The sequence below is a fragment of the Pseudomonas songnenensis genome, from assembly GCF_003696315.1.
GTDB classification, from domain to species: domain Bacteria; phylum Pseudomonadota; class Gammaproteobacteria; order Pseudomonadales; family Pseudomonadaceae; genus Stutzerimonas; species Stutzerimonas songnenensis.
Window position 1 is genome coordinate 187726 of record NZ_RFFN01000006.1, and the last position, 26489, is coordinate 214214.

Here is a 26489-nt window from a genome sequence, read left to right on the forward strand (position 1 = left end):
TGACGTATATCCATCCTGTGAAAACGAGCAGGGCGACAGCTAAGCCCCGCCACCATGCGTAGCGCAGGGCTCGTTGTCTTTGGCTAGCCATCACATGGCCCTCCCGATCTCGGCAGCGGCGCGGACGATGGCGCGGCGGGTGGCGGCGTCCACATCCACCTCGTGCGGCTCTTCAGCCTTCACGGCGTCAAAATCCTTTCCTGCGAAAACAGCCACGAACGGATGGCGAACGTGGTGCTCGATGCGCATGCGCAGCTTGTTCGCCAACCGCAGCGCATCGCCGTCGTCGGTGAGCGGGTTCCACAGCGTCTCGCGCCCAGCAATCCATGCGCCGTTGTCCCCGAAAGACATCCACTGCAAATCCACGGCCTTAGCCGCCAGCTCCAACAGTTCGCGGTCATCCATCACACACCCCCCAATAGCGCCACGTAGGCGAGAGTTCCGATAAGCGATCCGGCTACGGTGATGCCTAGGGCGCCGGCCAGCTCCTTGAGGACGTAGGCGGTCATGGCTGGGCTCCTTGCAGGGCGGCGTGGTCCATGCGCCATTGCACGTTGGCTTTCCAGCCATCGACCAAAGCCTCACGCTCGTCGGCGCCAACCCCAGCCAAGCGCAGCACGCCCAAAGCTATGTCTGCATGTCCGCTACCATCCGAGCTGGTCACGTTGCAAAGTGACTTGCAGGAGAAATTCAGCGCCTCCCGCAGCGCATCCCTCTCAGCGAGAAGGGCGTCGTAGTCGGAGGCTGCAACCGCAAGGATCTGGCCGCGTTTACCATTGGCGTACTCGGTCTCATAGTCCGGCGCATAGAACCGCTTCACTTCCTTGCTCATGCCGCCTCCTCCTGTGCTGGTAGCAGGAACTCGCTGACCCGATCGGATAGGGCTTTCAGGTTCGCTACGACTTCATCTGGCGTGCCGCCGAGCTCGTCGTCTAGATAGGCCCGGCCTTCCATCGTGTACGTGTAGCTGTGGTCGCCGTAGTCAGTCGCGGCTGGCACGACGTATACGTGCACGCCGTTGATGTGGGCCGAGTAGCTCATGTGCGCGTGGTATTGGCCTGCGCCGTTCACTTCCAGGCACACGCTGAACAGGTCAAGCAGTGCGTTGCGGATGTCGTTATTCATGCTGCCTTCCTCTCCTGCTCAGCGAGCAGCGCGTCGTGGATTTGCTTAAGCCGGCGCAGGTCGCCGACAGTTATGAATCGCTCTGGGTTGTCTAGGTCATCCGGGCAGCCAGCCGTGCAAATCTCGTGGCTATCCTTGATGGTCCCGTGCCATAGGTCCGATTCGCGGGCGAACGGCTCCAGAGCTTCGATCAGCTCGTCAGTTGTCATGGTGGATACCTCGGTTGCCCGGATGGGCGATGGAAGGGGGGATGCGATGGGTATCAGGATGGCTTATTGCGCTGCCACCACTCCCACCCCCACAGCGCAGCTAGTACGCAGATGAGGAGGAGGGTTAGCATGATCAGCGCCCAGAGTTGTGCAGTGCGCAGGCGTAGACGACGTATGCGGCGTAGGCCATCGAGGCGACCAAGATCACCACGTCCAGCCAGTGCTCGAAACGCTCGCCCCAGATCAGGCGCTCGACGGTCACGCTGACCATCTGAATGCCGAGGACAAACAGGATCACGACGAAGGTCGCGGTTACCGGGTTTCCGCCAGCCGACCGCGCAATCGTCATGGCTGACTCATGGATGATGTTCATCACTCTCTCCATTCTGTTAATCCCCGCTGCAGCCTGTCGCCAAGCTGCGGGGGTGGGGTTAGGCGATCGGTGCGAACTCGCGGAAGTTGGCCGGCGTAGCGAACGTCTCACCTGTTCGCTCAAGACAGGCGTAGTCCCAAAGCTCAGGCGCCGTGGCGAGCCGGTAACCGGTCAGGCCTGCAAGCTCTTCGCGCTCAAACTTGGCAATGCGCTCCGCCACATCCTGCTCAGTTGGGAGGCTGCCAAAACCAAGGCCTATGGTTGCAACCCCGAAGGTTTCGCCATTGGTGATGACGACCTTCATTTCAGCCTCGATCGGGAACTTCACGGGCCTGTCAGTCATTTCGCTTTCCTCGTCGTTTGTGATTCATCAAGCCGCCAACTGCGCCTCATCCAGTCGCTGCACTCGGGTAAGCGTCTGCGTCCTTGGCGCTTCAGGACGGCGCATGGGCTGCATCGGTGTCGACTGCCCGCCGCCTACCAATAACGCCAGCACGAGCGGGGCGATGATTCCCCGGCGCATGGCTTCTGCTATAAGGCCGCGGTTTGTCTTGGCGCCCATCTTGAAGCGCGCCCGGTCTAGCGTTTTCTCTGCCGTGGAAGGCGCACAGTTCATGCGCTCGGCAATTTCGTTCACCTTCAGGTCCAGCATCGAAAGCATCGTTGCCAGTAGCTGCCGAGGAGCCAGGCCTTGACCAAGGCGACCTTGCCAGCCTTCTACTTGGATCGTGTCCATGTGAATCTCCTTTATCGGGGTGCCATCCCAAAGCGCCCTCATGCGAAGGCGCTTCAGTGATTCATCCGTTGCTAAAGAACTCGTCGGACTTCCTGTCCAGTCGCCAGTCGATCCCCTTGCGGGGGCTGGGAGAAAGCTTCGGCTTCCCCGTCCTAGCCGGCGTGTCCGGCGTTGTTTGTTGCGCTGAGGTAAATTTACCACACGGAAAACATGCGTCAAGCGGTTGAGGTAAATATTTATGGAAAAGTTTACCTTCCATAGAGGTAACTCCTTGTCGCAAAAGTCAAAAATCAGGCACAAAAAAACCCGCCGAAGCGGGTTCTTTTTGATCTGGGGCGTCATCCTGTGAGCCAGTCGACTCGGAAGGCGCGCCCCAGGATCTTTACTTTACCGATATCACTGGCGTGAATTACCTCCGAGCCGGTCAGGTCGTAGGTCGATTGGAGCTTCAGGCCGCCATCCGCCAGCTTGGAGGCATATGAAAAGCGTATGGAGCCATCAATATCGAAGATGAAGGCTTCACCAGGACGCACCTCCTTATCCTCGCAATCAAGCAGCACCTCCGCATCGAAGGGCATGGTCGGCGCTGGCACTGCGCGAGGCAGTCTAAGTTTCCTGACGTTCGCCTGGTCAACTCCGCTTCTATCCAGTTCCTTGCGGGACAACATGCTTTCGCACCGATTGGTGCACGTCGAACAATCCATCAAAACTCCTTTCCCTAGCGTCCTTTACAAATCGCTACAGGGTAGTGGCATTCGGCTATCAGGGCGCACAATTAAATCTATGAATCAATCTACGCATCGATTTGTTTTCTATATCGGCGCGGGAGCAGGGTGCCTGATGATGGCACCGCCCCAGAATTGAACCAAAGATTAGATAGGTCGACCGTTCGTCGATGATGGCATGGTTGACGCGAGATGGAAGGCCCCAAGGAGGCCCTCAAAAAAACATGGCGCCCCACCAGACTCGGCCGAGAACTCGGATCTTGTGGCGCTCGATTTGCTCGAGGCTGTATTCCTCGTCGGGATGCTCGTCGCGATTGAAGCTGCGCAGGCGAATACCGCCGCCTGGCAGGCGGTAAAGCTGCTTCACGCGCAGCTGGCCGTCGTGGTCGATCGCGTACATGTCGCCGTCGTGAATGCGGGTCGTACCGCGGTCAATGCTGACGGTGGCGCCGGCGCGCAATACCGGCTCCATAGAGTTTCCGGTAACTGTCACGCAAACCGCGTTGGCTGGCTCTACGCCGCGCGCACGCATCGTCCTGGCACCAAAGCGCATCTTCCGTGAGCCTGCCTCATGGATGACCGTTCTGCCGCTTCCTGCGGACAGCTCAACCTCTTTCAGGAAGGGTAGCTCAACCTCGCCATCCTCAAGCGGGGTTTCGTCATCCCATACGCCTACCGGCTCCAGCTCATAAGGCAGCTCAGCCTGCTTAACGGGAAGGCGCTCGGCTGCGTCTAGCGGGCGATCTACAAAGCCTGGCTCTAGGTCGAGCTCCTGCTCAATCCAGCGCGCCATGGTCTCGCCAATGCCCCTGCTGTGCCTGTTCGAGGACAGCATGCGGGATACGTAAGAAGGCGGCCGGCTGATGGCTGCAGCGAAGTCGGCAGCAACCCCATTGAAGCGCTGATCAATGAGCTGGGCGACCCGATGTTTGCGAATTTCTGAGATGTCCATGCCGCTATTAAAACCGGCATTTTCCTTGCGGGAAATTACCTTGACCTGTTGGTCCGGTGAGGTAAACTGCGTGGTACATGTACCACAAGGTAAACCCGAATGGACCTCGCCACTTACACCAAGAGTCTGCCCCGCGGCGAGAAACAAAAGCTCGCTGCTCTTCTCGGCGTCAAGCCCACCTATCTCTCCCGTTTGATCTCCGGCCAGCGCGGCATCACTGCAGAGCGCGCCATCCAGATCGAGCGCGCTACCGGTGGCGCTGTTAACCGCCGCGACCTCTGCCCCGACTTCCCCTGGCAAGAGGCTTCCTGATTCAGAGATTCCCGGCCTAGTCATTTGAACGTCCATGTCAGTGATTTCCATGGGTTCCAGATTAGGCCAAGCGGTAAAGAAGTGAAATCGGGGAATGGATGCTGTTTTTTCATCCAGTACCCATAAAGCGGAAACAAAAAAGCCACCGGGCAAGGGTGGCTTCTTCAACAGCAACAACAGACAGGACGAATCATGACAAACGTTATTCAGATTGGCAACACCCAACGGGGGTTCACCCGGATGGACAACAGCATCATGGAGGCTCTGGCTGCAGTTGATCTGCCAGCTCGTGAGTTCCGCGTCGTGATGGCTATCGCCCGCCAGACCATCGGCTACAACGTCGAGAGTAAGCGTCTCTCTGCTGACGAGATCGGCAAGCTGACCAACATGCGCCGCGATGTCGTATCGAAGGCGATCAGTCATTTGCTTGAGCGTCGGGTCATCTTCCGTGTCGGTGGTAGCCGCGGTGATCTTGGCGTTTCGCCTGTCTCCGAATGGGCCTTCTACGACGAAAAGAATGAAAGTCTCAGTGAGACCAAAACGTCTCACTCAGCCCAAATCGTCTCACTGAGACATGACGCGAGTGAGACCAAAACGGCAACTTGCTTCCTTTATACAAAGAAAACAACTCTTCCTTCGGAAGAGATTGTAACGCCGCCCGTGAAGGCCAAGCCTGCAGCCCAGGCGAAGAGCCGCAAGCCATCCTCGGCAGGGTTCGGCCTGACTCACATGCTGGCTGACAACCCCCACGCTATCCCTGATCAACTGCTTCAAGACTGGATTGCCCTGCGCAACAAGAAGCGCGCCGCGCTGAGCGCAACCGTCTGGACCGCCCTGAACGCTGAGCTGGACAAGTGCGTAGCTGCTGGCATCTCCGCTGAGACCGCAATGACTGAGGCGCTGGTAGCCGGCTGGCAGGGCTTCAAGGTCGATTGGGTTGTTAACCGCTTGACCACTGAAGGCCGCATGCCGGCGCGCAACACGACCGCCCCTGACTTCCACTCCGGCGACACCAGCTGGGCGAACGATCTGGGGGACCTGTGATGCGCAACGTCAAGGATCTCATCCCGTCCGCCACCAGCGGAAACCACGTCGCGCTTGCCGAGCCGGTCACTGCTCCACGCGCTATCGACCAAGGCACGGCCAGCGTCGTCAACAAGCTCTTCGTTGAGCTGCAGTGCATCTTCCCGGCCTGGCGGCAGGCATGGCCGAACGATGACGCGCTTAAGGCTGCGAAGAAGTCCTGGATCAAGGGCTTCATGGCTGCTGGCATCAACACCATCGAGCAGATCCGCTTCGGCATTGAGCAGTGCCGCAAGTCCGGCGGCGACTTCGCCCCGAGCGTTGGCCGCTTCATCCGCTGGTGTGAGCCGACACCGGAAATGATGGGCCTGCCGGACGCTGCCAAGGCATACCGAGAAGCCTGCGCCAATGCCCATCCGGCCGCTGAGCGTAACTGGTCGCACCCGGCAGTCCATCACGCCGCCTGCGAAACCGGGTTCTACGAGCTGGCCAACATGCCGGAGGAGCGCAGCCGCAAGCTGTTCGACCGGAACTACGCGATCACCGTCCGCATGGTTATGACTGGCCAGCCGCTTCGTGAAATCCCGCTGGCCCTGCCGGAGACCGTATCTGTCCGCACGCCAGAGGTGGCCCGTTCGGCACTGGAAAGCCTGCGCAAGGCCGTGCGGGGTGAGCAGGCATGAACCGCTCCCGCTCAATGACCCTTCCCCAGCGAGTAATCGTCGACCAGCTCAAGGCCGATGGCTTCTCCGTGGATCAGGAAGAAAACACCGTCGTCCGCATGAAGCGCGGCAACGACTACCGACTGGTGCAGATGGACGGCGCGGTGAAGCGCGCATTGGGGGCGAAGCGATGAGTGATTTTGCAGAGATGGCCGAAGCCCTGGAACAAGTCCGCACGGCTCCCGATCCAGCCGACAAGGCCACGGCTTATGAGTCGATAGCATCGATGATCGCTGTAGCCACGGTGCGCGCTCTCATGTCTGGCAGCGGGCTATCTGAATGCGAGGACTGCGGTATCGATATTTCCGAGGCTCGCCGCAAGGCATACCCGTCGGCGGTGTGCTGCGTTGAGTACCAGACTCTGCGGGAGCGCCGCTCATGAACGGAGTCATCATCTCCCTCTGCGACCTGACCGGCGCCATGGTTGCCCCGTGGGTTGAGGCTGGCTATGACGCTGTGCTGGTCGATCCGCAGCACGGCAAGTACAGCAACGACGGTCGTATCGAACGCCTGCCCTGCACCGTGCTTGAGGCCGCCTGCCGTCTCGGTGAGATCATCCGCGGTCGCCGCGTAGTGTTTGTGGCCGGCTTCCCGCCTTGCACTGACGTGGCCGTCTCCGGCGCTCGCTGGTTCGCTGCCAAGGCAGAGGCCGACAAGCACTTCCAGACCAAGGCTGCGCTGGTGGCTGAGCAGTGCCGCATGGTTGGCCAGATCAGCGGCGCACCATGGTTCTTCGAAAACCCGGTGTCGGTGTTCTCGAGCATCTTCGGCGCGCCAGATCACACCTTCCATCCGCACGAGTTCACCGGCTACTGCGCCGACGACAACTACACCAAGCAGACCTGCCTGTGGGTTGGGGGTGGATTCGTGATGCCGGACGAGTTCAAGGCTATCGACCTTGGTTCCCCTGACAACCGCATTCACGCCGCGCCGCCAGGCCCCGAGCGCGCCAACTTCCGCAGCGCTACGCCGAAGGGTTTCGCCCGGGCCGTGTTTGAGGCCAACGCCCCGCACCTGCGCCGGCAGCTGCATCTGTGGGAGGCCGCGTAAATGGCTAAAGCCCCCAAGGCGATGCCGGTCTACCTGACCCTTCGCAAGATGATTGATCCAGCAACCGGAAAGGAGCGCGCCGCATTCGTGGCCGCTTCCGATGCCGATGCCTCGCTGATGACCGAGCGCGGCTTCAAGCTCAACGCCAAGGTGCGCGCCGACCTCAAGCAGCCGCGCAATCAGCGATTCAACAACCTGGTTCATGGCCTCGGAAAGGTGCTGGTCCAGAACATCGACCGATTCGCCGGCATGACCGCGCACGCTGCCATCAAGGCGCTGCAGTGCGAGTCGGGCGTCTGCTGCGACCGGGAGGAGTTCGACATTCCAGGGCTTGGCCGACTGACGCGCGCCGTTCCGCAGAGTCTGTCTTACGACTCGATGGGCGAGGAGGCATTCCAAGACTTCTGGCGCGGTTGCTGCGCGTATCTGGTCAAGACCGATTGGCCGACCCTCACCGAAGAGCGCCTGACCGAGATGGCCGAGTTTGAGACGTTCCGGGAGGTGGCATGAGCAAGCAAACCAAGCTCACCAAGGCCGCGCGCGGTCGCGATTGCACCGTCCGCATCCCCGGCTGCCCGAACAACACCGAAACGACCGTCCTTGCGCATTACCGCCTGGCCGGCACCTGCGGCGTAGGCATCAAACCGAACAACCTGCAGGGCGCATGGTGTTGTGACTACTGCCACAGCGTCTGTGACGGCCGGATCAAGGCGCCGGAAGGCATGACCCGCGAGGACATCCGCCTGGCTCACGCCGAGGGCGTTATGCGGACGATCGACATTCTGGTTCGTGAGGGAGTCGTCGCCGCATGAAAGTCCCATGCCCCACCAACGCCAACCACGACACCACGGCTTTCAGTAGCCGCCAGATCGTCTGGTGCCACGACTGCCGCAAGGAACACCCATGGCCGCTAAAGCCCGGCCAGATACCCCTGATCGCAAACAACAGAGCCACAAGGAAGCCGCAAGCATGACTCCAGAACTACAGGCCGTGATGGTCTTCACCTCTGCCTTCTTCCAGGTCTTCCTGTTGGGGCTCAACAGCAAGCTCCTGCGCGACGACAAGATCCCGGCCGGCTTCGTCGTGTCGTGGCTGATCACGTTGGCTCAGTTCGCCTACATCTGGTCGGTCGCCCACTCGCAGATCAATACCGTTCCGTTCCTGCTGATCTCTGGCCTGGGCGGCTCGCTGGGCATCACCTTCGCCCAGTACTTCTACCGCTGGTACGACCGCAAATTCCACCGCAAGGGAGCCGCAGCATGAGTGAGCTGAAAGCAACGAACCCGAAGGACGCAATCGGCTCGAGCAAGCTGCCGATCCATCTGTGGCCGACTACCGCAAGCGCGATGGGCTCCATCGGCCTGCTAGACGGGATGCTGAAGTACGGGCGCGCCAACTGGCGTGCTTCCGGTGTGCGCGCCTCGATCTACTTCGATGCTGCGAATCGCCACCTGAACGCCTGGTTTGAGGGCGAAGAGAACGACCCGGACAGCGGCGTGCCTCACCTGGCCCATGCGCTGGCCTGCCTCGCGATCATTGTCGATGCACAGGCTGCCGGAAAGCTGAACGACGACCGCCAGCACAAGGGCGGCTATCGCGCGCTGATCAACGAACTGACAGGGTACGTCGGCCGGCTCAAAGAGATGCACGCGGACAAGTCGCCGAAGCACTTCACCATCGCGGACATGCCCGAGGCATTCGGCCAGCAGAACACAATCGACTGCCGCACCGATGCCGAGAAGGCGGAACTGGCATGAAGCTCTCTCGAATCGACGTGATAGGACAGAACGGCAATGACGGCGAGCACTACGACCAGATCATCTGCGGCGAGGCGTGGATTAACAGCGGAAGGCCTGACTGCCAAGGCCAATGCGGAGCATCTTGCCCTCGCAATCGCGGACAAGATGCGGGAACGCTGCAAGCCAATGGGTCTGCCGAAGTGGCGCCAGTGGGTATCGGCCGAGCTGTCGCGGATGAGCCCGCTGCTCCGGTCGATGGTTCGTGCGGCGCTGGAAGCGAAGGCGAGGGGGAGTAGATGACTTTCCCGATCCGTAATGCCTCAGCCCAAACAACGGTCAAGCCGGCGAAAAGTGCGGGATCGGGAAAATCCACGGCGAGCCAGGCTGAGGACGCGCTCGCGCTTCACCTGCGCGCGGAAGGAATCGAGGCCATCCGAGAGTACCGCTTCGCTGCTGAAGCATGTGGAGGGCCTGGAAAGGGCCTGCGTGATCGTCTGGCCAAGGCTGGGCTGCAGGACTGGCGCGCTGACTTCGCGCTGCCGGAGCAAGGATTGCTGATCGAGGTTGAGGGTGGTGGCTGGGTTCATGGCCGGCATAACACCGGCGCCGGCTTCGCTGCCGACCTCAAGAAATACGACGCCGCTGCCCGCCTCGGGTGGCGCATCTACCGCTGCGACCCCGCCATGATCAAGAGCGGGCGCGCGATCGAGACAATCCAAATTCTGATGCAGCAGGGGAGAGCCGCCTAATGGCCGCACGCGACGAGAGACTATTGGCTTACGCAACAGACCGGCAGGCGGAGTATCTGGAGCACTACTGGCGCGAGGGGAGCATCCGCAAGGCTGCCAGCTCGCTCGGCATCCACTTCAATGCCGTGCAGAAGGGCATCAAGGCAGTTCGGGCTAAGGCCACGTTGCAGGGATACAACCCAGAGCACAATCTGGCGCGTCCGGTCCCGGAGCCGCTACGCCTGCGCGGCACGTCCATGCTGTTTAAGCGCGGCGAGGATCAGCCGGTGCTGGAATGGCACAAGACGACCGTAGACCAGGCGATGCTGGCTCAGACGATAGAGCGCTACGTGTCGTCGTTCCTCGAAGCTGCGCCTGTACCTGTGATCCCTGCGCCGGCCGTCGACCTCGATACTGACGTGATCCCGTGGTTCCAGATCGGTGACGGCCACGTCGGGATGCTCGCTCATGCCGACGAGGTAGGCCACAACTTCGACCTGAAGATTGCCGAGCGCGAGCTGGTCACGGCAATGCACCGCCTGATTGATCGCGCGCCGAGCTGTGAGCGTTGTGTAATCCAGGACATGGGCGACCTGACCCATTACCAAGACTTCACCGCCAAGAGTGAGTCTGGCCACGATTTCGACTATGACTCGCGCTATCCGAAGATGATCGACACCGCGGCGCGCATCATGCGATCCATCGTCGACAAGGCCCTCTCCAAGTTCAAGTTTGTCGACGTCATCGTCAACCAGGGCAACCACTCTCGCTCCAATGACGTGTGGATGCGCGTCTTTCTGCGCCACGTCTACCACAGCAACGATCGCCTGCATGTGCTGGACAACTCCAGCGTCTTCATCCCGTACCGGATGGGCAATGTCTTCGTGCTGTGCCACCACTCCGACAAGTGCAAGCCGGACCGCCTAGCGCATGTCATGGCAACCGACTTTGCGAAGGACTGGGGCGAGGCGACCTATCGCTACATCGATATCGGGCACATCCACCACAAGATGCAGAGCAAGGAACACCCTGGCGTAACCGTCGAGTCGTGGAACCAGATTGCCCCCGGTGACAAGTATGCGCATGACGGCGGCTGGCGGTCCCGTGCCTGCCTGACCTGCGTTCTGCGCTCGAAGACCTACGGCGAGAAAGGCCGAATCACGATCAGCGCTGAAGAAGTGAAAGACATCATCGACAAGGCGATGCCGGGTGCTGAAGCACTCAAGCGCCGCGCTGTGTATTCGGTCTAAGGGGAGAGCGATCATGCATTATCAGAACGTGGTTTCCGCAGTAGTGCGCGCCCTGGCGAGCGAAGTGATCAATTCGGCTGGTGGGTGTGACTTTGAGCCGAAGGTGCAGGCTGCTCGCGTGCCTGGGGCGATCTGCGGCAAGGAGGAGGCGTTCTTAACCGACTGCTGGGTGCATGGCCGCCTGCATAAGGCGCTGCCGGTCGGCCTTTGGCTGGCTCTCGTGGCCAAGTATTCGACGCACCTGGAGCGCAAGCACGACGCCATGCAAGCGCTGGCTGGATCCATCAAGTCGCCGGCACCGGAGCGCTTCGTACAGTGCGCGGTGGCCACATGGGCATTCCCGAAGCTTCCTGGCGTGGAAGGGAAGCGCTCGACCGTTGTGATGGCTGCAGGATGGTACGACATCAACAACTGGGACACTGACGGTCGCCCGCAGAAAACTCTGGAGCGGTGGCGCCGTGACATTCGCCGCGATCTGGAGCAGCAAGTTGACAGGGCTTTGGTCGAGGCGCACGAGATACTCGAAAGCGAGGGGCTGATTGCTGAGAAAGCAGCATAAGCGGCAGATTTGCCCAAAAAAGCCCGAATCAGGGCAAATAAGGTATTGCATCTAGTGAGCCAGTGAGCCACTATATGCCCATCCTGTCGATCTTGCGCATTAAGGATTGACAGTGATTTGAAGACCTCGCTCCGGCAAGGCCGCCCGGGATGATCTCCGGGCGTTAGTCAGCAGGTGAATGCGCAGGCTGATGCGCGTGAAACAGGAAACCAGCGTCTCGTGTCCTGCCGGAAAATCCGAGGTCGAGTGACGTAAGCCGGAAATCAGCGCCGGCCACCTGCACCAATCCAAGAGCCCTGACTTCGGTCGGGGCTTTTTTTATGCGCAAACGGTTGATGAGGGCTCACCACCCAGCGCACCCATTACAAGCCTCGGCCATGTGTCGGGGCTTTCTAGTTTCCGGCCCCATGCCTGCCTCCTTGCCCCGAGCGGATCGCACGCGCATGTGAGGCCGGACCAAACACCAACTGCCCCATGCGGGATAACCGAGATGCCCAAGATGCCCGAGAAAAGTCCTGACCTATGGGCAGCGTTCTTCGCATGGCTGGAAGCAGTCGCACCGACGATGTATGCCCCTGCGCTTGCCGCGTTCATTGCAATCCTTCGTGTGGTCTACGGTGGCGGCACTCGCCGGCAGATGATCCTCGAAGGTGGCTTGTGTGGGGGAATGACCCTCGCGCTTAAGCCCGCTCTGCTGTGGGCTGGCCTGCCGGTGGATATGGCGATCTTCCTTGGCGCCTGCGCTGGCTTTGTCGGTGTAGAGAAGCTCCGCGACTGGTTCATCCGGTTCGGGGAGAAGAAGGCGAGCGTATGAAATTCAGGAAGAAGCCGGCCGTTATCGATGCCATTCAATGGACTGGAGACAACCAGGAAGCGGTGGCTCTCTTCCTCGGCGAAAGACTTCCGCGCGGGGTCAGATTCCGAATTGAAGCTAATCGCGTGGCGATATCCGCCATAGTGAAGGGGTCGCTTGAAAGGTGCGACTTTGCCTATCCCGGCGATTGGATCATTCGTGGCGTGCAGGGTGAGCTATACCCGTGCAGGCCCGACACCTTCGCGGCGACATACGAGCCCGCATGAAACGCCCCCTCGCCATCCTGATCATCCTCTACCTCACAGCATGCGTATGCCTGATGGTGGGGATGGAGGCGTGGAGATATTGGCGTCAACATTCCAAAACTAGAAAGGTTTAGATATGGCCGGCAGACCGAAGGGCCTGCCCAAGTCGGGTGGGCGGCAAAAAGGCACACCAAACAAGATCACGGCGGACATCAAAGAGATTGCCCAGTCGTTCGGCGAGGAAGCGATTACGCACCTGGTCGAGATAGCGCGCAATGGCGATGCCCCGCCCGCTGCTCGTGTGGCTGCGGTGAAGGAGATCCTCGACCGCGGCTATGGCAAGGCGAAGCAAGACGTAGAGCTGACCGGCGCCAATGGAGGTCCGGTTGAAACCGTGACCCGCATTGAACTGGTGGCCTTAGGTGACGACAGTACAGATAGCACTGCCGCCTAAGCTGCTGCCTGTGTTCCAGGGGCGCGCTGACGTTCGCGGTGCATATGGTGGCCGGGGATCGGGCAAGACTCGCTCCTTTGCCAAGATGGCCGCTGTGCGTGGCTACATGTACGGGATGAGCGGCGAGTCCGGCATCATCCTGTGTGGCCGCCAGTTCATGAACTCGCTGGACGATTCCTCGCTGGAGGAGTGCAAGCGGGCAATCGAAGAAGAACCATTCCTTGCTGCCTACTACGACGTGGGCGACAAGTACATCAAGAGCCGCGACGGGCGCATTCAGTTTGCGTTCGCCGGCCTTGACCGCAACATTGCATCGATCAAGTCGAAAGGCCGCCTGCTGATCTGCTGGGTAGATGAGGCTGAGCCAGTCACAGATGAGGCCTGGCTGACGCTGATTCCGACGCTGCGTGAAGAGGGCAGCGACTGGAACGCCGAGCTGTGGATCACCTGGAACCCGAAGCGCAAGAGTGCGCCGGTTGAGTCGCGGTTCAGGTTCGCCAACGACCCGCTGGTCAAGGTCATTGAGCTGAACTGGCGGGATAACCCCAAGTTCCCCGGCAAGCTTGAGCGCGAACGCCTGCGTGACGCGCAGGAGCGTCCTGACCAGTACGGCCATGTATGGGAAGGTGAGTACGCCACGACCATCGCCGGCGCCTACTTCGCCCAGCCGCTGACTCAGGCCAAGGCAGAGAACCGGATTGGCCGCGTCGCTGCTGACCCGCTGATGACCATTCGCCTGTTTGCTGACATTGGCGGCACTGGAGCCAAGGCTGATGCCTTCGTGTTCTGGGCTGTGCAGTTCATCGGGCGTGAGATTCGCGTTCTCGATCACTACGAGGTTCAAGGCCAGCCGATTGAGGCGCACCTGAACTGGCTGCGCTCTCGTGGCTACACGCCTGACCGCGCGCAAATCTGGCTCCCGCACGACGGCGACACACAGGACAAGGTCCATGACGTGTCCTATCGCTCCGCATTCGAGGCTGCAGGCTACGTTGTGACCGTTGTCCCTAATCAGGGCAAGGGTGCGGCGATGCTGCGCGTGGAAGCGGCCCGCAGGCTGTTCCCGTCGATGTGGTTTAACGAGGAGCCGACCCAGGCTGGCCGCGAGGCGCTGGGCTGGTATCACGAAAAGCGCGACGAGATCCGCGGCATCGGCCTTGGCCCTGCCCACGACTGGGCATCGCACTCTGCTGATGCCTTCGGCCTGATGTGCGTCGCCTACGAACTCCCTGCAAATCGACCGGCTCAGCCGCTCAACTACCGAAACCGGATGATTTCATGACCAAGATGACCGACGCCGACCTGTTGTCGTTCCTCGATGACGAGGCGCGCCAGGCCCATCTGTTCAATGACGGCGAGCTGCAGGAAGAACGTACCCGGGCGATGCGTGCCTATACGCGCGAACCCTACGGCAACGAGGAGGAAGGCCGTTCTGCTGTCGTCTCGTCTGACGTGTTCGATGCGGTCGAGGGGATGCTGCCCGACCTGATCGAGGTGTTCACCAGCTCCGACAAGGCCGTCGTCTTCGAGCCGGTTGGCCCGGAAGACGAGGAGAGCGCCGAGCAGGTGACCAACGCCTGCAACTACGTCTTCTACAAGCAGAACAACGGCTTCCTGATCCTCTACACCGCTCTGAAGGACGCGCTGCTGCTTAAAACCGGTGCCGTTAAGTGGTTCTGGGAGAAGAAGCGCACGCCGACCTTCAACACATACCGCGCCGTCGACGAGATGCAGTTGGCTGAGTTCCTGGCTGGCAACCCGAACGCCGAGGTAGTTGAGCAGGAAGAGGTCGAGCCGGGCGAGGAAGAGATCGCCCAAGCGCTAATGAGCGGGCTGCCACTGTCCAGACGCTTCACGGTCAAGATCAAGACGGTGGAAGAGAAGGGCAAGTGTTCGATTGTCGCCATTCCGCCCGAGGAGCTGCAGGTATCACGCCGGCACGACTCGCCTCTGCTGGATGAATGCCCCTACGTTTGCCACGTGACCCGCCGCAGCGTCTCCGATCTGCGTGAGATGGGTTTTGACGTGGACGCCTCCGATGTTCGCGCCGCGGTCTACGAGAACGTCACCGACTACCGCGAGAACAACGGCGGTCGGTTCGATGACTGGGAAGACGAAGACACCGCCGATGCCACGATGGTGCGCGGCTACCTGCGTGACGAGTACGTGATGTGCGACTACGACGGTGACGGTATTGCCGAGCGCCGCCACATCATCCGCCTTGGTAATCGCATCCTGCGCAACGAGGAATGCGGCCATGTGCCGATTGCCGCGTGGTCGCCGTACCTGATGACGCACGCCTTCTCCGGTGTGTCGGTGGCTGATCTAGTCGAGGACTTCCAGCGCATCCACACCACGATTCTGCGGCAGCAGATCGACAACCTGTACTTGGCCAACAACCAGGAGACGGTGGTTCTCACCGACTCGCAGGGCAACCCGCAGGCCAACATTGACGACCTGTTGAACCGCCGCCCGGGTGGCGTGATCCGCGAGAAAATCCAAGGTGCTGTCCGGCCCTACATGGAGCGCTGGCAGGGCATCGAAGCCATGCCGATGCTCGAGCAACTGCAGTCGAGCAAGGAAAACCGCACCGGCTGGACGCGCTATTCGCAAGGCTTGGACGGGGATTCCCTGAACAAGACCGCGACCGGCGCGCGGATGATCATGAACGCCAGCCAGAAGCGCATGAAGCTGATGGCGCGCATCGCGGCCGAATGCTTGGTCGCGCCGATGTTCCGCGGCATCTTCAAGACGCTATCGGACAACGGCATGGAGCAGCTGAGCTATCGCTTGAATGGCAAGTTCGTGCAGTACGACCCGCAAGGGTGGCGCGACCAGTACGACATGTCCATCAACGTCGGTATCGGTACTGGCGACGTGGAGCAGCAGAGCCAGTTCCTGATGCAGATCGCGCAAAGCCAGGCTGCGGTGGCCGGTTCGCCGTATGCCAAGCAGCTGCTCAGCCCGAAACAGGTGTTCAACGTGCAGGCCCGCCTGGCAGAGAACGCCGGCTTCAAGAATCCCGAGGAGTTCTGGGTTGATCCCGACACGGTGCCGGAGGACGACAGCCCGCCGCCGCCTGACCCTAAGGTTGAGATCGAAAAGGCCAAGCTGCAGGACAGCCAGCAGAAGGCTCAAGCCGAGATGCAGCTCGAGATGCAGAAGCAGGACAAGGAATTGGCGTTCAAGGCTGAACAGGCCGAGCTAGACCGTCAATTCCGCCTGCAGATGGAGCAGCTGCGCCTGGCGCACGGCGACTCTATCCACCGCGCCGGCACTGCGATGCACAACAACGAAGGGGAGCGCTTCCTGTGACTGATTCAGAGCTGCTAGAGCAGCAGACCCGCGGCCAGTACGCGATGAGTCTGTTGGAAAACGAGTTGCTGCAGGAAGCGCTGGCAGCCATTGACCGTGAGGTGATGGAGCAGTGGATTGCCTGCCCGGCGCGCGATAAGGAGGGCAAAGAGGCCCTCTGGCAGCTGATCAAGACCAGCCGCAAGTTCCGCGACATCCTCACCGGCTTCATCGAAACAGGAAAGCTGGCCACGGCTGAGCTGAATCGCTTCGAGAAGCCAGGATTCATTCGCCGCGTCGTCGGCTAACCCACCGATAACCCATCTAGCCCGCCATGTGCGGGCTTTTTTATGCCCAATCGGGCGATCTGGAGTGTGTGATGACTGACACCAACCTAGACGGAGTGTCGCTGGACGATGTGTCCGACCTTCTGGACGAAGACGAACAGCAAGACGAAGTGCTCGACGCGCCTGAGGAAGAAGGCCTGCCCGAAGAGGAGCAGCAACCGGACGCCGAGGAGGAAGAGGACGACGGCGAACTGATCGAAATCGAGGGCAAGTCCTACAGGGTTCCGAAGGAACTGAAGGACATGGTCCTCATGCACAAGGACTACACCCAGAAGACCCAAGCAGTTGCCGAGCAACGCCGAGTCGTTGAGGAGCGCGCGCACGCTCTGGAACAACGCGAACGGCTCCTCGGTGACTCGTTCGAAAAGGCCGTCGAGTTCCGCGAAGTGCAGAACAAACTGGCCAAATTCGAGGCGCTGGACTGGAATGCGCTCGTTGATGCCGACCCAGCCCAGGCGCAGAAGCTGACCATTGCGTATCAGCAGCTGCAGCGTGAAGCGCAAGCCAAGTACGCAGAACTGCAGCAGTCTCAGAGCCAGGTCCAGCAACTGACGGAATACCAGCGTCAGCAAATGCTCGCCGAGGCGGAAAAGGAACTGCGCGCACGACTGCCTGACTTTGGACCGCAGGTCGCTGAGCAGATCACCAAGACAGCTTTGGAGTACGGCATCAAGCCCGAGGAACTGGACAACCTCACCGATGCCCGCCACGTCCACATCCTGCATGACGCCATGAAGTGGCGAGCCCTGCAGGCGCAGAAACCTACGGCTATGCAGCGCGTAGCCACCGCAGCCCCGGCAATCAAGCCGATGGCCGCGCAGCCCAAACGACAGAACCAAGCCGCCCTCGACCGCCTGAAGAAGAACGGCCGTCCCGAGGATCTGGCCTCATTCCTGTAAGGAGTTTCACACATGGCACAGCCTACCAATACCTTCGACTCCTACGCCGCCGTAGGTAACCGCGAAGACCTGCAAGACAAGATTTACATGGTCAGCCCGGAGAAAACTCCGGTCGTCTCGGCCATCCGCCGCTTCAAGGCCACTCAGCGCCTGCACGAATGGCAGCGCGATAGCCTGGCGACCCCGAACAAGGACAACGCCGTCGTTGAAGGCGATGACCGCACCGGGACCGCCGCAACGCCGACCCAGCGCGTGGCTAACACCGTGCAGCTGTTCGACAAGGTCGCCGTGGTGTCCAGCACCCAGGAAAAGACCAAGTCGGCCGGTCGCTCGTCCGAGATGAAGTATCAGATCAGCAAGCGCATGGTTGAGCTCAAGCGCGATCTAGAGGCAATGGTGCTGTCCGATAACGTAGCCGTGCAGGGCAACAGCTCGACGGCCCGCAAGTCGGCCGGCCTTGGTGCCATGCTGTACAGCAACACCGATCACGGCGGCGCGGGTGCCACCCCGGCTCACACCTCCGGCCTGGCGACCACTGCACAGACCGCGGGCACCAACCGCGCGTTCGCTGAAGCGCAGCTGAAGTCGGTGATGCAAAAGATTTACACCAACTCCGGCGAGATGCCATCGATCATTTCGATGACCCCGAGCCATAAGGCGACCTTCTCCGGCTTTGCTGGTATCGCGGCGAACCGCAACCAAGTGAAGAAGGGTCAGCAGGCGACCATCGTTGGTGGCGCTGACGTGTACGTCTCCGACTTCGGTGAACTGGCCGTCGTGCCGAACTACGTGCAGGCCACCGCCAACGCCAACACCGTGTTCATTCTGAACCCGGAGCACGCGGGCATCGCCTACCTGGGCGGCTTCAAGTCCGAGGCGCTGGCGAAGACCGGTCACACCGAGAAGGAGCTGGTCTCCGTCGAAGCGTGCCTGGTCGTTACCGCGGAAACCGCGCACGGCAAGATCGCCAACCTGACCGCCTAACGGTCGCTTGACTGAGGCCCGCCCTAGGCAACTGGGGCGGGTTTTTCATGCCTGTATTCAAGGAACACGACGCTGAAACAGGCGTCACGACCACTGTTCACGACCTGGGCGACCGGATCGTGTTCGAGAAGACCTACGACGCCGAGCCGTTCAAGGCCGTCGCCGCCGCCATGCGCGAGGCAACAGCCGGCGAGAAGTGGGGCGAGATGCGCCACGTCGGCTTCATTCCCAATGCCGAGCTGGCCACGATGCTGCGCCAGGACGGAACGATCGATCAGAAGCGGGTCAGGGCCTTCCTTAAGGCTAATCCGCTCCTTTGCACATTCAATCGAGCGCTCAAGTAATGAACTACGCCCAGATCAGCGCAAAAGTCGCCCAGTGGATGAACCGCGACGACCTCACGGCCCGCATTCCAGACTTTATTGAGCTGACTGAGGAGCGCTTAAATCGTCACCTTCGTGTTCGCCAGATGGAATCGACTCTGGCCGTGACTGCGATCGTCGACAACCTCATCACCCCGGCCGTCGACGCGATCGATGCCAAGGCGCTGTGGGTGCCCAGTCACGAACGCAATCCGCTGGTGGCGCAGTCGCTCGAGTCTGTCGTTTCAGCGGGTGGCGACGGCATTCCGACCATGTACGCATGGGACGGCGCCAATCTCCGCTTTGACGGCGCTGGAGACGTGCAGGGCGTGCTTTATGTGCGCATCCCTGCCTTGGCTACGGCTACGACCAATTGGGTCAGCGAGGGGCCTTGGAGCCTGTATCTGTTCGGCGCGCTGGTTGAGGCTGCGCTGTACGTCGGCGACGACCCTTCAATCTGGCAGTCGCGCTTCGATCAGGCCCTGGCCGAAGTGCAAGGCAACGACCAGCGCCGGCCTGGTCCATTGGTAGCGAGGCCGCGCTGATGACTCCGCTTATTGGGTTTGCCCCGGACGCCGACCAAACCACGCCCGGGCTGTTGTCCGACTGCCAGAACCTCATCCCGGCGCTGATCGGCATGGAAGGCGCGCCGGAGCCGGTTGCGCCGGCTGGCATTCCTGCGCTGCCAGCTTCCTGCCGCGGCACCGCTGTCGTCTACAAGCTGAATAACACGCGCCGGATCTTCGCTGCGACCACGGCTGGTATTTACGAACTGGTGGCCGGCGCATGGGTCGACCAAAGCCGCGTCGGAGGCTATTCGGGCAGCGCAGACTCTCGCTGGTCGTTTGCCCAGTTTGGCGATGCCACGCTGATGGCGAACGGTGCGCAGCCGATCCAGCGCTCAACGTCTGGCGCGTTTGCTGATATCGCAACTGCGCCAGTGGCGGACATCATCTTTTCGGTCGGTTCGTTTGTTATGGCGCTTAATACCGGCGCCAGCACCGATCAATGGCATTGTTGCGCGGTGTTCGATGACACCGATTGGACGCCGTCACTGACCACGCAGGCCGCATCGGGTCGCTTGGTTGCGGCTCCCGGGCACCTTACTGCAGGCGCCCGCTTAGGCGAGTACGCCATTGCCTACAAGGAGCGTTCCATGTTCCTCGGGCAGTACGTCGGCCCTCCGGCGATCTGGGATTGGACGCAGGTTGCAGGCGGAGATGCTGGGTGCGTGGGTAAGCACGCCATTTGCGACATTGGCGGAGTTCACTTCTTCGTTGGGCCCGATAATTTCTGGCTGTTTGACGGGACGAGGCCTGTGCCGCTTGGCGATGGGACAGTGCGACGCTGGTTCGTTGAAAAAGCCAGTTCCGACTACCTCTATAAAACGACATGCGTCTTCGATCGCGAGAATAACCGCGTTTGGGTGTTTTACCCGAAGGCAGGCAGCAAGGAATGCGATGGTGTTCTGGTCTATCACGTGCAAACCAAGCAGTGGGGGCGAGCTGATCGCTCAGTGCAAGCCGCGCTGATGCATGTTACGCCGGGCGTCACGTTTGATACGTGGGACAGTTTTGGTGCGTCAATCGATGCGCTACCAAGCGTCGGGTTTGACTCGCCGTTCTGGTCGGCCGGCGCGCGCGTTCTGTCGGTTTTTGACTCAAGCAACCAGCTCAAGAGCTACACCGGCCTGTCCACAAGCAGCAGCCTAACCACTGGCGAGGTAGGCGACGACGATGCGGTCACCAAGCTGCAGCAGATCCGGCTGCGGTACGGCAAGGCGCCATCGTCAGCTACGGTTCAAACGCTGCATTCGCAGAACAGCGGCGGCACGTTCGCGGTCGGCGCATCCGGAACGATGAATGACGGCAAGTTTGACGTGTTGCGCGCCGCGCGCTGGCACAAGGCGGTCGTCAATTTTGCCGGGCCTGTTCGTGTGACGCACATCAACGCCACATTTAAAGCGGCGGGCAGGCGATGAACAAGATCAACACGACGCCACGGGTTGCCAAGAACGACCCGGTACTGGAGCGCGTCCTGCGCGAGCACGCGCTGCTGATCAACGCATTGGCAGAAGGGCGTATGGCGGCTGCTTACAACGCGCTGACAGCGCCGCCGACAGGCGGAACGTGGGCGCTAGGCGACTTCGTCAAGAACTCTGCGCCCTCCGAGCTTGGCACCTCACCCAACAAATACATCATCGACGGCTGGCGTTGCGTGGCGGGCGGTACGCCTGGCACTTGGGTTCAATGCCGCTATCTGACGGGTAACTGATGAACAAACTGATCGTTGTCCCGGCGAGCCATATCGACCGGGCATGGAAAGAGGGTGCCCATCATTTGGGCGATGCCTGCGCGACATCTGGCGGGGAGATTACTGGCGATCAGCTGAAGATGATGCTGGCTCGCGGCGAGCGCTTTCTGGTTCGCATGGATGAAGGTGATCAGATTGTAGGGTGGGCGGTTCTGAGCATTGAGCAGCTGCCAAATCTCCGCGCGCTGTACATCTACGAGATGTGGGCTCCAAACGGCCACTTTGAGCGCTTTTTTGATGAAACCAAGGCGCTGGCAGAGGCCCACGGCTGTTCCGCTCTTCGGTGCGCTGCCAGGCCTGCTCAAGCCCGCCTGTATCGCTCGCGCTGCGGGTTCTCGCCGGTATATGAAACCCTGGAGGTGAAGTTGTGATGACCCTCGACAAGCTCAATGAAGAATTGAGCGCCGATTTTGGAGGCCCGGCTATCGGCGGGTGGCCGACCCGCCCCGGCGAGCGTATTCGACCGCACGGAGGCGGTGGAGGCAGCAAGCAAACCTCCACATCAAAGCAGGAGCTGCCAAACGAACTGAAACCGCTGGCTAGCGCATATGCCAGCAAGGCTATTGGCCTTAGTAAGCGGGCATACAACCCGTACACCGGGAAGCGCTTTGAAGATCTGAACCAGACCCAACAGCAAGGCTTGGACATGATCGAACAGCGTGCGCTGAACGGCTCGCAGACTATGGATAACGCCGAGGCGGCCCTGAACGCCAACATTCAGGGCGGGCAGACGAATCCCTACCTTGATCAGATGGTAGGCAAGGCCCAAGACTCGGTACGCTCGCAATTCAACACAGGCGCCGTCAGCTCTGGCTCGTTTGGCAACTCCGGCCTGCAGGAGCAGTTCGCCAACAACCTAGGCGACGTGGCGACGCAGATGTACGGCAACGCCTACGAGACCGACCGCAACCGCCAGATGCAGAGCATTGGCATGGCGCAGCAGTTCGGCAACCAGGCTTACACCGATGCAAGTCAGCTGCTCAATGCTGGCCAGATCGAGCAGGATCAGGCGCAGCAAAACCGCGACTTTCAATATCAGAAATATCAAGAGCGGCAGGACCTGCCCTACAAGCAGCTGGCAGCCATGTCTGGCGTGTTCGGCTCCAATCTTGGCGGATCGGCGACGACTACACAGAAGGGCGGGGGTGGTAAATGAGCTGGTTTGGTGATCTCGGCAATTTCGAGGTGTTCAACCTCAAGGGCATGGCCAATCAGGTCAAGGATAATCCTGCGCGCCTGCTCTACGGCTCAGCCGACCCGTTCTCGACGAAAGTCTGGAACAAGATTCTAGGGCGCGACGACAAGCCGCTGATCGACCAGTGGGGCGGTGCGGCGGATCACCGGTACGAGGAGGCGGAAGACGCTGGAATCAACACCGGCGCCGGGAAGACGGGTCACGGCATTGCCAGGGCCATCGCCTCCTTCTATACGGGCGGCGCTGCGGCTGGTGCAATGGGCGGCGGCGCAGGAGCAGCAAGCGGAGCTGGCACAGCTGGCGGCTCTGGCGGCCTGCTTGGATCGACTGGCACGACCGCAGGAACGACTGGCTTTGGCCTGGGGCAGCCACTGGCGTCCGGCACGGTTGGCAATGCCTCAATTGCCGGCTCTCAGGGTGGCGGGCTGCTCGGCTCAACTGCTGGAACTGGTGGCGGCTTCCTGCAGACCGGGAAACAGTACATGGATGCCGCAAAGCCCTATATGGACGCCGCGCAGACTGGAATGTCGATAAACAACCAGATGCAGCAAGCCAATCAGCCGCAGCCCATCCAGGCCGCCGAGGTGATGCAGGCGCAAGGCGGACCGCAGGCGCTTCAGGCTTTGGCCTCACAGGGGCAGCAAGCACAGATGGCGCAGCTGCAGAGCGCTGAGCAAGCGCGTCAACAACGGCGCCTAGCGCGTCGCGGGATGGTGTAAATGAACGGTTTGCTCGATTTCGCCAAGTCCCCCATGGGGCAGGGTCTGCTGGCTGCCGGCTTTGCCGGCCTGGCCGGCGCCAACCGCAATACTCCGGTCAACAACATCGGTCGCGCTGGGTTGGCCGGCCTTACCGGCTACAGCGCTGCCTCCGCTCTGCAGGAACAGAACCTGAAGCGACAGGAGGCTGAGCGCGTCAAGAAGGCTATCCCGACGCTGTACGCCCAGGGGCCGGACGGAACCATGAAGTTCGACACCATGGCCGCCTTGCAGCTCGGCATCAGCCCGAAAGACGTCGCGGACTACGCCAATGCTCCGAATGCAGGCCGCGCCAAGGTTGCGCGCACGCAGGAAATCGAAGGTCCGGACGGCGGCAAGCAGATCGTCCAGCTCGACGAATACGGCGGTCTTGTCGGCTCCGGCCTCAACGGCTATGTCGCGCCGCAGCTGGTCGACACTGGGGACATGAAGCAGTTCGTGAAGCCTTCTGCCGGGCAGTCGTTCAGCGTCGGCATGTCGCCGTCCGAGCGCGACGCAAGCCGCCGCGGCTGGGCTGGCGTTGGCATTCGTTCCGAGCAGAACGACATTGCCCGCGAAGCCAACCAGATCATGCAGGGCCTGAACATCCAGGAGAAAGAGCTGAAGCTCGAGGAGCTGCAGGGCAAGCGCGAGGAGCGCAACCGGTCGAAGGAGGCACAGCAAGCGTCTATCGCTGCTCAGCTTGGCGTCATCGACAAGGCACTGCAGCATCCTGGCCGCGAAGCTGCTACGGGCCTGTCTGGCGTGCTCGACCCGCGCAACTACATACCAGGCACAACCCCGCGTGACTTCCAAGTCGTGCTCGACCAGATCAACGGCACCGCGTTCCTGCAGGCGTTCGAATCGCTCAAAGGCGGCGGCCAGATCACCGAAGTGGAAGGCAAGAAGGCCACCGAGGCCATTGCACGCCTGAATCGTGCGCAGAGTGACGAAGAGTTCCAGCGCTCGCTTATGGATCTACGGAAAGTCATGCAGAAGGGGCAAGAGCGGCTCAACGGTGGACGTATGCCGCAGGCTCAGGCTCCGCAAGGCGCACCAATGCAATTCGATCCAGACAAAGAGGCTCGCTACCAAGCGTGGAAGCGTAGCCAGGGGATGCAGTGATGACCGAGCAAGAGGAATTCGAGTTCCGGCTGCGCCTTGAGCAAGAGCAAGCGGCTGCGCCTGTATCTGCTGTGCCGGTCCCGGCCGTAGATGCCGCCGCTCCGCAGGCACAGAAACCCGGCATGCTGGATGGTATGTCGCCGCTCGCTGCCGTGTCTGGCCTTGGCCCAATCGCTCTGGCGCTCGGCATCCCGACCAATGCACAGCAGATTAGCGACGTGACGGGCGGTTTAATTCGCGGGGCAGGCTCCATCGGTGCTACCGCAATGCGTATCTTGCCAAATGCCCTTGGCGGCGATACTGCAGAGGAGAACGCAGCCCGTCGCGCTGCTATGGACGCGGGCCTCTCCGACCTTGGAGCCAAGCCTGATTCGTTCGGCTATAAAGGCGGCAAACTGGCTGGCGAGATTGCAGGCACTGCAGGCGCGGGGTCTATGCTGGCTGGTGGCGCCCGCGTCGCCGGGGCAACGCCATCGATCATTAGCGCGCTGCAGACTGGCGGAATCAACGCGGCAGGTAAAACCGGCATTACCGGGCTTGCTACCCGCGCAGTCGGAGGGGCGGCAACTGGCGGCCTAGCTGCTGGCATGGTCAATCCGGAAGAGGCGGGAACCGGTGCGCTGATTGGCGGGGGCCTGCCACTGGTCATGAAGGGCGTTGCCCACACATCTCGCGCAGCGTCTGGCGGAGTAAAAAGCCTGGTGGAACCCCTGTACGAGCGTGGTCGCGAGAAGATCATCAGCCGCGCGCTACGGGAGTTCTCTGGCGATCAAGTAGATGACGCTATCCGCAACCTGCAGTCGGCGCGCGAATTGGTCCCAGGATCCAAGCCAACCGTTGGAGAGGCAGCGCAGGTGCCCAGCCTTGCGGCATTGCAGCGCTCCACATTCAGTGGGTCGTCTGACGCGGCCAACGCTCTGCATGGCCGATTTGCCGAGAACAATCAGGCCCGAATCGAAGCGCTTGAAACGCTGGCCGGATCTCCGGCTGCGCGCCGCGCGGCGGAAGAGGCGCGAGAGCAAGCGGCGGCAGCTGCTTATGGTTCTGCCAGAGCGCAGGCAGCTGGTGGTATCAAGCCAAGCCAAGAGCTGATGGAGCTGGCAGAGCGGCCGGCAATGAAGAAGTTCATTGCTTCAGCAAAACGTCTCGCGGCTGACAAGGGCCAGAAGATTGACAACCCGCTGGAGTCGATCGACGGCCTGCACTATGTGAAGCTCGCGGTTGATGATGCCTTAGCTGGCTCACCGAGTAATGCCCTGGCGCGCAACCAGAAAGCCGCCGTGATGGATATCAAGGATCGGCTAATTGCCGAGATGGACAAGGTGTCGCCGGCATACGGCGAGTCGCGCAGAGCCTATCAGGAAGCGTCGAAGCCCATAAATCAGATGGACATTGGTGATGAACTGAAGAACGTCATCGACCCGCTTACCGGCCGGATTCGTGCGTCTCAGTTTGCTCGTAAGCTAAGCGACGACACCGCAAGACAGGCTACTGGGTTTAAACAGGCAACATTGGCCGGAACGCTGACGCCAGAGCAGTTGGCTAGCTTGAACGCCATCAAAGATGATCTTGCTCGAGCTGAGTTCGCGCAGACGGCAGGGCGTGGCGTTGGCTCCAATACTGCGCAAAACCTCGCTTACAACAACATGATGAACCAGCTTGGAATTCCGACCTTCCTGCGCAACTTCGCGGGCGGCGAGGTGCTTGGCAATCTAGGGGCGCGTGCGGGCGATGTTGTCTACGGCAAGGCCAATCAGGAGATTGCTGGGCTGCTCGCCAACACAATGCTGGATCCCGCAGAGGCTGCGCGCTTGATGCTGCTTCGTGACACTGCAAATCCGGCGTTGCTGGAGGCTGGCCGCAAGGGCCTGCTCGGTGTCAGCAAGGCTGCTCCGGTCATCGGCGCAGACTAATCAGTCCATCCTTGAATGGCGCCGTAAATGGCGGCGCCGACGCATAAAACCGCGCCCTTCAACAACATCCAGTCAACGTAAGTGAAATTCGCGAAGTCCACGCGCGCGCCCCTGTTTCCGAAATTTGGAGTCTTCCATGCCAGTACCGGCCAGTATAAACGACCTTTCCACGACCGCGGGCAACAACTCGCCGGCCGGGAGTGAGTCGCCCACCACAACTGACGATTATTTGCGAGCGCATGCGTCGTTTATTGCGACTGTTCGCGACTCTGCCAGTACATCCCAAGCATCCGCCGACGCCGCC

The 26489-nt window shown here is 60.9% G+C and carries 38 protein-coding genes; 29 read left to right on the forward strand and 9 right to left on the reverse strand.

Annotated features, from left to right (window positions below; genetic code table 11):
* Window positions 1-90: 90 nt before the first annotated feature.
* The 9 genes from EA798_RS16580 to EA798_RS16620 all read right to left on the reverse strand — a co-directional run bounded on the left by EA798_RS16580 (window position 91) and on the right by EA798_RS16620 (window position 4003).
* Window positions 91-405: a hypothetical protein gene (locus EA798_RS16580; RefSeq protein WP_122099637.1), complete on the reverse strand. Its 315-nt coding sequence runs from the start codon at window positions 403-405 to the stop codon at window positions 91-93.
* A gap of 100 nt (window positions 406-505) precedes the next feature.
* Entirely contained in the window at window positions 506-832 is a 327-nt protein-coding gene (locus EA798_RS16585; RefSeq protein WP_122099638.1) for a hypothetical protein, read from the reverse strand.
* Window positions 829-1125, reverse strand: coding sequence for a hypothetical protein (locus EA798_RS16590; protein WP_122099639.1), 297 nt, complete (start codon window positions 1123-1125; stop codon window positions 829-831). Before EA798_RS16590 ends, EA798_RS16585 begins: the two co-directional genes overlap by 4 nt.
* Complete coding sequence (locus tag EA798_RS16595) at window positions 1122-1334, reverse strand: hypothetical protein (RefSeq protein ID WP_122099640.1); 213 nt, start codon at window positions 1332-1334, stop codon at window positions 1122-1124. Before EA798_RS16595 ends, EA798_RS16590 begins: the two co-directional genes overlap by 4 nt.
* A gap of 133 nt (window positions 1335-1467) precedes the next feature.
* Complete coding sequence (locus EA798_RS16600; RefSeq protein ID WP_122099641.1) at window positions 1468-1707, reverse strand: hypothetical protein; 240 nt, start codon at window positions 1705-1707, stop codon at window positions 1468-1470.
* 58 nt (window positions 1708-1765) lie between these two features.
* A complete protein-coding gene (locus tag EA798_RS16605; protein ID WP_244221289.1) occupies window positions 1766-2050 on the reverse strand; it encodes a hypothetical protein in 285 nt (94 codons plus the stop codon).
* Between the two features lie 27 nt (window positions 2051-2077).
* On the reverse strand, window positions 2078-2443 hold the full coding sequence (locus EA798_RS16610) for a helix-turn-helix transcriptional regulator (RefSeq protein WP_122099642.1): 366 nt from the start codon (window positions 2441-2443) through the stop codon (window positions 2078-2080).
* A gap of 338 nt (window positions 2444-2781) precedes the next feature.
* A complete protein-coding gene (locus tag EA798_RS16615; RefSeq protein ID WP_147456786.1) occupies window positions 2782-3111 on the reverse strand; it encodes a hypothetical protein in 330 nt (109 codons plus the stop codon).
* Between the two features lie 271 nt (window positions 3112-3382).
* Window positions 3383-4003, reverse strand: a complete 621-nt coding sequence (locus tag EA798_RS16620) for a S24 family peptidase (RefSeq protein WP_122099675.1) — start codon at window positions 4001-4003, stop codon at window positions 3383-3385.
* 621 nt (window positions 4004-4624) lie between these two features.
* Here EA798_RS16620 and EA798_RS16630 point away from each other — a divergent pair.
* The 29 genes from EA798_RS16630 to EA798_RS16770 all read left to right on the forward strand — a co-directional run bounded on the left by EA798_RS16630 (window position 4625) and on the right by EA798_RS16770 (window position 26185).
* Window positions 4625-5476 carry a replication protein gene (locus EA798_RS16630; RefSeq protein ID WP_122099645.1) on the forward strand — a complete coding sequence of 284 codons (852 nt, stop codon included), beginning with the start codon at window positions 4625-4627 and terminating at the stop codon, window positions 5474-5476.
* A complete protein-coding gene (locus EA798_RS16635; RefSeq protein ID WP_122099646.1) occupies window positions 5476-6138 on the forward strand; it encodes a replication protein P in 663 nt (220 codons plus the stop codon). The genes EA798_RS16630 and EA798_RS16635 overlap by 1 nt, the downstream gene beginning before the upstream one ends.
* Window positions 6135-6311, forward strand: a complete 177-nt coding sequence (locus EA798_RS20665; RefSeq protein ID WP_167462978.1) for a hypothetical protein — start codon at window positions 6135-6137, stop codon at window positions 6309-6311. Before EA798_RS16635 ends, EA798_RS20665 begins: the two co-directional genes overlap by 4 nt.
* The gene (locus tag EA798_RS16640; RefSeq protein WP_122099647.1) at window positions 6308-6559 is read left to right on the forward strand and encodes a TraR/DksA C4-type zinc finger protein; all 252 of its coding nucleotides are present in this window, start codon (window positions 6308-6310) and stop codon (window positions 6557-6559) included. The genes EA798_RS20665 and EA798_RS16640 overlap by 4 nt, the downstream gene beginning before the upstream one ends.
* Entirely contained in the window at window positions 6556-7227 is a 672-nt protein-coding gene (locus EA798_RS16645) for a dcm methylase (protein WP_122099648.1), read from the forward strand. The genes EA798_RS16640 and EA798_RS16645 overlap by 4 nt, the downstream gene beginning before the upstream one ends.
* 21 nt (window positions 7228-7248) lie before the next feature.
* Window positions 7249-7737, forward strand: coding sequence for a hypothetical protein (locus tag EA798_RS16650; protein WP_244221290.1), 489 nt, complete (start codon window positions 7249-7251; stop codon window positions 7735-7737).
* Window positions 7734-8039, forward strand: a complete 306-nt coding sequence (locus tag EA798_RS16655; RefSeq protein ID WP_122099650.1) for a DUF1364 domain-containing protein — start codon at window positions 7734-7736, stop codon at window positions 8037-8039. The genes EA798_RS16650 and EA798_RS16655 overlap by 4 nt, the downstream gene beginning before the upstream one ends.
* A 157-nt stretch (window positions 8040-8196) precedes the next feature.
* Window positions 8197-8490: a hypothetical protein gene (locus tag EA798_RS16660; protein ID WP_045158729.1), complete on the forward strand. Its 294-nt coding sequence runs from the start codon at window positions 8197-8199 to the stop codon at window positions 8488-8490.
* Complete coding sequence (locus tag EA798_RS16665) at window positions 8487-8984, forward strand: dATP/dGTP diphosphohydrolase domain-containing protein (RefSeq protein ID WP_208643726.1); 498 nt, start codon at window positions 8487-8489, stop codon at window positions 8982-8984. Before EA798_RS16660 ends, EA798_RS16665 begins: the two co-directional genes overlap by 4 nt.
* A 278-nt stretch (window positions 8985-9262) precedes the next feature.
* Window positions 9263-9715: a PDDEXK family nuclease gene (locus tag EA798_RS16675; protein WP_208643727.1), complete on the forward strand. Its 453-nt coding sequence runs from the start codon at window positions 9263-9265 to the stop codon at window positions 9713-9715.
* The gene (locus EA798_RS16680; RefSeq protein ID WP_122099652.1) at window positions 9715-10944 is read left to right on the forward strand and encodes an oxidoreductase; all 1230 of its coding nucleotides are present in this window, start codon (window positions 9715-9717) and stop codon (window positions 10942-10944) included. Before EA798_RS16675 ends, EA798_RS16680 begins: the two co-directional genes overlap by 1 nt.
* Before the next feature lie 13 nt (window positions 10945-10957).
* A complete protein-coding gene (locus tag EA798_RS16685) occupies window positions 10958-11503 on the forward strand; it encodes a hypothetical protein (RefSeq protein WP_122099653.1) in 546 nt (181 codons plus the stop codon).
* Window positions 11504-11993: 490 nt separating this feature from the next.
* On the forward strand, window positions 11994-12317 hold the full coding sequence (locus tag EA798_RS16690) for a phage holin, lambda family (protein WP_122099654.1): 324 nt from the start codon (window positions 11994-11996) through the stop codon (window positions 12315-12317).
* Window positions 12314-12583, forward strand: coding sequence for a hypothetical protein (locus EA798_RS16695; protein WP_122099655.1), 270 nt, complete (start codon window positions 12314-12316; stop codon window positions 12581-12583). The genes EA798_RS16690 and EA798_RS16695 overlap by 4 nt, the downstream gene beginning before the upstream one ends.
* A 115-nt stretch (window positions 12584-12698) precedes the next feature.
* A complete protein-coding gene (locus EA798_RS16700; protein WP_208643728.1) occupies window positions 12699-13016 on the forward strand; it encodes a hypothetical protein in 318 nt (105 codons plus the stop codon).
* Between the two features lie 10 nt (window positions 13017-13026).
* Window positions 13027-14298, forward strand: a complete 1272-nt coding sequence (locus EA798_RS16705; RefSeq protein ID WP_256075917.1) for a phage terminase large subunit — start codon at window positions 13027-13029, stop codon at window positions 14296-14298.
* Window positions 14295-16331, forward strand: a complete 2037-nt coding sequence (locus EA798_RS16710) for a portal protein (protein ID WP_122099657.1) — start codon at window positions 14295-14297, stop codon at window positions 16329-16331. Before EA798_RS16705 ends, EA798_RS16710 begins: the two co-directional genes overlap by 4 nt.
* Window positions 16328-16618, forward strand: a complete 291-nt coding sequence (locus tag EA798_RS16715) for a hypothetical protein (protein WP_122099658.1) — start codon at window positions 16328-16330, stop codon at window positions 16616-16618. The genes EA798_RS16710 and EA798_RS16715 overlap by 4 nt, the downstream gene beginning before the upstream one ends.
* A 71-nt stretch (window positions 16619-16689) precedes the next feature.
* The gene (locus tag EA798_RS16720; protein WP_122099659.1) at window positions 16690-17556 is read left to right on the forward strand and encodes a hypothetical protein; all 867 of its coding nucleotides are present in this window, start codon (window positions 16690-16692) and stop codon (window positions 17554-17556) included.
* A 12-nt stretch (window positions 17557-17568) separates the two neighbouring features.
* Window positions 17569-18540, forward strand: a complete 972-nt coding sequence (locus tag EA798_RS16725; RefSeq protein ID WP_122099660.1) for an SU10 major capsid protein — start codon at window positions 17569-17571, stop codon at window positions 18538-18540.
* A 47-nt stretch (window positions 18541-18587) separates the two neighbouring features.
* On the forward strand, window positions 18588-18884 hold the full coding sequence (locus tag EA798_RS16730) for a hypothetical protein (protein WP_122099661.1): 297 nt from the start codon (window positions 18588-18590) through the stop codon (window positions 18882-18884).
* Entirely contained in the window at window positions 18884-19447 is a 564-nt protein-coding gene (locus EA798_RS16735; protein ID WP_122099662.1) for a phage adaptor protein, read from the forward strand. The genes EA798_RS16730 and EA798_RS16735 overlap by 1 nt, the downstream gene beginning before the upstream one ends.
* Window positions 19447-20883 carry a hypothetical protein gene (locus EA798_RS16740; RefSeq protein ID WP_122099663.1) on the forward strand — a complete coding sequence of 479 codons (1437 nt, stop codon included), beginning with the start codon at window positions 19447-19449 and terminating at the stop codon, window positions 20881-20883. The genes EA798_RS16735 and EA798_RS16740 overlap by 1 nt, the downstream gene beginning before the upstream one ends.
* Window positions 20880-21176 carry a hypothetical protein gene (locus tag EA798_RS16745; protein WP_122099664.1) on the forward strand — a complete coding sequence of 99 codons (297 nt, stop codon included), beginning with the start codon at window positions 20880-20882 and terminating at the stop codon, window positions 21174-21176. Before EA798_RS16740 ends, EA798_RS16745 begins: the two co-directional genes overlap by 4 nt.
* Window positions 21176-21586 carry a hypothetical protein gene (locus EA798_RS16750; RefSeq protein ID WP_122099665.1) on the forward strand — a complete coding sequence of 137 codons (411 nt, stop codon included), beginning with the start codon at window positions 21176-21178 and terminating at the stop codon, window positions 21584-21586. The genes EA798_RS16745 and EA798_RS16750 overlap by 1 nt, the downstream gene beginning before the upstream one ends.
* Window positions 21586-22371 (forward strand): hypothetical protein, encoded by a 786-nt coding sequence (locus EA798_RS16755; protein ID WP_122099666.1) that lies wholly within the window; start codon window positions 21586-21588, stop codon window positions 22369-22371. The genes EA798_RS16750 and EA798_RS16755 overlap by 1 nt, the downstream gene beginning before the upstream one ends.
* Complete coding sequence (locus EA798_RS20810; protein ID WP_122099667.1) at window positions 22368-23129, forward strand: hypothetical protein; 762 nt, start codon at window positions 22368-22370, stop codon at window positions 23127-23129. The genes EA798_RS16755 and EA798_RS20810 overlap by 4 nt, the downstream gene beginning before the upstream one ends.
* Window positions 23130-24272: a hypothetical protein gene (locus EA798_RS16765; RefSeq protein WP_122099668.1), complete on the forward strand. Its 1143-nt coding sequence runs from the start codon at window positions 23130-23132 to the stop codon at window positions 24270-24272. It begins immediately after the preceding gene.
* Window positions 24272-26185, forward strand: coding sequence for a hypothetical protein (locus EA798_RS16770; protein WP_122099669.1), 1914 nt, complete (start codon window positions 24272-24274; stop codon window positions 26183-26185). The genes EA798_RS16765 and EA798_RS16770 overlap by 1 nt, the downstream gene beginning before the upstream one ends.
* Window positions 26186-26489 lie beyond the last annotated feature (304 nt).